The sequence below is a fragment of the Rhodoplanes roseus genome (assembly GCF_003258865.1).
Lineage (GTDB): Bacteria > Pseudomonadota > Alphaproteobacteria > Rhizobiales > Xanthobacteraceae > Rhodoplanes > Rhodoplanes roseus.
Window position 1 is genome coordinate 1,209 of record NZ_NPEX01000339.1, and the last position, 4,410, is coordinate 5,618.

Sequence of the window (4,410 nt, forward strand, 5' to 3'; positions counted from 1 at the left end):
CGCCCCCCCCTCAGGGGGCCGCCCTCGTCCTTCGAGACGCCCGCTACGCGGGCTCCTCAGGATGAGGGCGGAGGAGCTCGTTACGCCTGATCACGCCGCCTGCGCCCCCGCCTTCTCTTCGAGGGCGGCGAGAATCTGCTCCGGCGTGATCGGGTAGTGGCGGAAGCGCACGCCGATCGCGTCGTGGATGGCGTTGGCGATGGCGGGGCCGATGGCGATGATCGGATCCTCGCCGACGCCCTTGGCGCCGAACGGGCCGCCGTCGGACGGCGCCGTCTCCAGGATGATGGTCCGGATCGGCGGCATGTCCATGGCGAGCGGCATCTTGTAGTCGACGAAGCTCGCATTGAGCGGGCGGCCGTCGCGGTGGTCGACGACGAAATCCTCGGAGAGCGTGTGGCCGATGCCCTGCTGGATGCCGCCCTCGATCTGGCCCGCGGCGGCGATCGGATGGATGACCTTTCCGATCTCGTGCACGGGGACGACCTGAAGAACCGAAACCTGGCCCGTCTCGGTGTCGACCTCGACCTCGACGAAATGCGCGCCGAACGAATAGGACTTGGTCGGATGGTAGCTGCCCTCGCCGAGGAGCTGCGGCGCCGGGATGCCCTTCTCGGCCGCGATCGCCTCGCGCACCGTGAGGCTCATGCCGGGCACGCCCTTCACGGTGATGACGCTGTCCCGGATCTCCAGATCCGCGGCCGACACTTCGAGCCGGTCGGCGGCCCGCGCCAGCACCTTGGCCTTCACCTGCGCGGCCGCCATCTGGCAGGCACGGCCGGCCATGAAGGTCGTGTGGCTGGCGAAGGCGCCGATGTCCCACGGCACCACGTCGGTGTCGCCGTGCACCACGGCGACGTCCTCGAACGTCACGCCGAGCTCTTCCGCCGTGATCTGAGCGAGCGCCGTGTGGGCGCCGGTGCCGAGGCCCGTGGTGCCGGTCAGCAGCGTCACCGAGCCGTCCTCGTTCATGCGGACGACGGCGTTGCCCTGCTCCTTGATGCCCGGATAGGCGGACGAGCCGTGCATCTCGCAGCCCATCCCCCAGCCGCGCCGCAGCCGGCCGGCCTTCGGCTTCGAGCTGCGCGAGGCCCAGCCGGTCTCGTCCATGCCGCGGCGGATGCAGTCCTCCAGGCCGTGCCCGGTGAGCGGATGATTGGACGGCGCGACGTCACCCTCCCGCACCGCGTTCTTCAGCTTCAGCGCGGCCGGATCCATGCCGAGCGTCTCGGCCGCCTCATCCATCAGGATGTCGAGGGCGTAATAGGTCTGCACGACGCCGTAGCCCCGGAAGGCGCCGGCGATCGGCGTGTTGGTGTAGACGCAGCGGCCTTCCAGCCGCACGTTCTCGCAGCGATAGAGCGACGTGAGCGCCGCGGTGCCGACCGCCGTGACGCCCGGCCCGTGCGACCCGTAGGCGCCGCTGTTGAAGACGACCTTCGCCTCGCGGGCCGTGATGGTGCCGTCGCGCTTGAAGCCCTGCCTGATCCACACCGTCCCCGGATGCCGGGTGCGACCGCCCAGAAAGGTTTCCTTGCGGGTGAACTCCATCCGCACAGGGCGGCGCGTGCGTTGCGCCAGGAGCGCGCACAAGAACTCGTGCTGGAAGAGGTCCTGCTTGGCGCCGAAGCCGCCGCCCATGTGGTCGACCAGCACCCGCACCTTGTTGAGCGGCAGCCCCAAGACCTCGGCGAGCGTGCCGCGCACCATGAAGGGGCTCTGCGTGGAGGTCCAGATGGTCAGCTTGCCGAGCGGATCCCACTGGCAGACGCAGACGTTCGGTTCCATGTAGGCCGGCGTCGGCCGGCCCATGCCGTACTCGCCCTCGACGATCAGGTCGGCCTCGGCGAAGCCCTTCTCCACGTCGCCGCGGGTGACGACGAAAGGATCGAGCACCAGATTGCCGCCCGGGCCGACGTCGTGGATCGCCGGTGCGCCGGGCTTCAGCGCGTCCTCGACCGTGAACACGGCCGGCAGCGGCTCGTACTCGACCTCGATCAGCTCGCAGGCGAGCTCGGCGATCTCCTCGGAGGTGGCGGCGACGGCAGCGACGCCCTCGCCGAAATAGCGGACCTTGGTGTCGAGGATGTACTGGTCCTGCGTCACCGAGGCCGAGCGCGGATGCGGCGAGCCGTAATGCAGCACGCGCGGCACGTCCCCATGAGTGAGGATCGCCTTCACGCCGGGCAGCGCCAGCGCCTTCGTTGTGTCGATCGCCTTGATCCGCGCATGCGCGACGGTCGACCGCTTCGTCTTGCCGTGCAGCAGGCCCGGCAGCACCACGTCGCCGGCATAGACGGCGCCGCCCGTCACCTTGCCCAGCGTGTCGGTCCGCTTGACGCTCTTGCCGATCACGGAAGTCATCGGTGCCCTACTCCTCGGTGTCATGCGCTCGCTTCGGGTGCGTGCCGTCTCGCCGCCCTCATCCTGAGGAGCGGCCGAAGGCCGCGTCTCGAAGGACGAGGGCGGCCCCATGGTTCGAGACGCGCTCCTGCGGAGCGCTCCTCACCATGAGGCCGAGAGAGACTTCACGAGCAGACGCGCCTCACAGCTTGCGGTCCGCCGCCGGCGGCAGGTACTCGTTGGTGAACACGTCGATGGCGAACGGCTTGTTCTTGTACTCGTACGTCACGCCGATCTGATCGACCGACTTGGCGAGGCGGGCCGGATCGACGTCGCCGACGCCGTTCTGCTTCACCCACGGGGTGACGATGTGCTCGCGCAGCACCAGCTCGAGCCGCTCGCGCTCGGTCTTCTCGTCGCCGGTCTCGTAGCGCTTCATCACCGACTTGGTGGCCGCCGCCGGATCCTTCACGGTGTCCTGAAGGCCCTTGATGGTGGCGCGGATGAAGCCCTTCACGGCCTCCGGATTGTTCTTCAGGAAGTCCGGATTGACGATGATGCCGTTGCCGTAGAGCGACAGGCCGTAGTCGGTCATCACGATCATCTGGATCTGGTCGGCCGGAATGCCCCTCTGGAGCAGATTGAAGTGCATCGAGAAGGTGAAGCCCGTGATGGCGTCGACCTTGCCGTCCGCCAGCATCGGCTCACGCACCGGGAATCCGACGTTCTCGATCTTCACCTTCGACTCGTCGATGCCGTTCTCCTTCACGAAGGCCTTCCACTGCGCGAAGGCGCCGTCGGCGGCCGGCGCGCCGAGGACGCGCCCTTCCAGATCCTTCGGCTTGGCGATGCCGGTCTTCTTCAGCGTCCCGATCGCGAAGGGCGGGCGATCGTACAGCATCATCACGACCTTGATGTCCTTCCCGGGATTCTGGTCGCGGAACCGGACGACGGAGTTCAGGTCGAAGAAGCCGAGCTGATGGGTGCCCACCGCGACGCGCGGAATGCCGGAGACCGAGCCGGCGCCGGTGTCGATGGTGACGTTGAGGCCCTCGGCCTTGTAGTAACCCTTGTCGATGGCGACGAAGTACGGCGCCGTCGGCCCCTCGAACTTCCAGTCGAGGGCGAACTTGATGTCGGTGTCGGCGGCCGCCGGCACCACCGAGGCGGCGACGAGCAGCGCGGCGAAGGCTCCGGCGAAAACTGATCTGTTCATGTCTCACGCTCCCGTGGATCCCGACGGGGATCCGCTGCCGAATTTGCAGGCAAACGACATGCCACTGTTCAGGGCACTGCCTTTCTCCGTCACCTCGAGCTGCCCGGGGAAAGCCGGGCCGCGAAGGGCGATGGCCCGCACCTCGGAGACCCTCCATCCTTCGATGGCTCGCTTCGCTCGCACCTCGGGATGCGGATCAGGTCGTCCTTCGTCAGGCCGTCTCACCGCCCGCCGCGGCCATCTGTCGCGCCGTCACCTGGATGGCCTCGATGATCTTGGTGTAGCCGGTGCACCGGCAGATGTTTCCGGCGAGACCGAAGCGGATCTCCTCCTCGGTCGGATCGGGGTTCTGGTCGAGCAGCGCCTTCGCCATCACGATGATGCCGGGCGTGCAGAAGCCGCATTGCGAGGCGCCGAGCGCCATGAAGTTCTCCTGCAGCAGATGCAGGCGATCCGGCGCGGGCGCGATCCCCTCGATGGTGGTGACGTTGCGCCCGGCCGCCTCGACGGCCAGAACGAGGCAGGAGTTCACCGGCACGTCGTCGAGCAGCACCGTGCAGGCGCCGCAATCGCCGACGTCGCAGCCCTTCTTGGTGCCGGTCAGGCCGGCCTCGTTGCGCAGCACGTCGAGCAGCGTGCGGTGCGGCGCCACGGCGAGATCGCGCGGCTCGCCGTTGATCGTGATGGTGACCGGAACGGTCGTGGTCATGGCGTGGCCCCCCCGGCAGTGCGCTGCCACGCGGCCGCGACCGCGCGGCGCGTCAGGACCGCCACCATGGCGCGGCGATAGTCCGCGCTCGCCCGCACATTGCTGATCGGTCGAGAGTCGTCGCGCGCCGCGCGACCGGCGG

General features: G+C 68.5%; 3 protein-coding genes and 1 pseudogene. All 4 read right to left on the reverse strand.

All coding sequences use genetic code 11. The features are described 5' to 3' along the window. Window positions 1-90 precede the first annotated feature (90 nt). The gene (locus CH341_RS27505; RefSeq protein ID WP_111422146.1) at window positions 91-2,364 is read right to left on the reverse strand and encodes a xanthine dehydrogenase family protein molybdopterin-binding subunit; all 2,274 of its coding nucleotides are present in this window, start codon (window positions 2,362-2,364) and stop codon (window positions 91-93) included. A 181-nt stretch (window positions 2,365-2,545) separates the two neighbouring features. Further along, on the reverse strand, window positions 2,546-3,559 hold the full coding sequence (locus CH341_RS27510; RefSeq protein WP_111422147.1) for an ABC transporter substrate-binding protein: 1,014 nt from the start codon (window positions 3,557-3,559) through the stop codon (window positions 2,546-2,548). 211 nt (window positions 3,560-3,770) lie between these two features. Beyond that, window positions 3,771-4,268, reverse strand: coding sequence for a (2Fe-2S)-binding protein (locus tag CH341_RS27515; protein WP_111422148.1), 498 nt, complete (start codon window positions 4,266-4,268; stop codon window positions 3,771-3,773). Beyond that, window positions 4,265-4,410 (reverse strand): annotated as a pseudogene (locus tag CH341_RS27520) (FAD binding domain-containing protein); the annotation flags it as partial. The gene CH341_RS27515 and the pseudogene CH341_RS27520, both read right to left, overlap by 4 nt.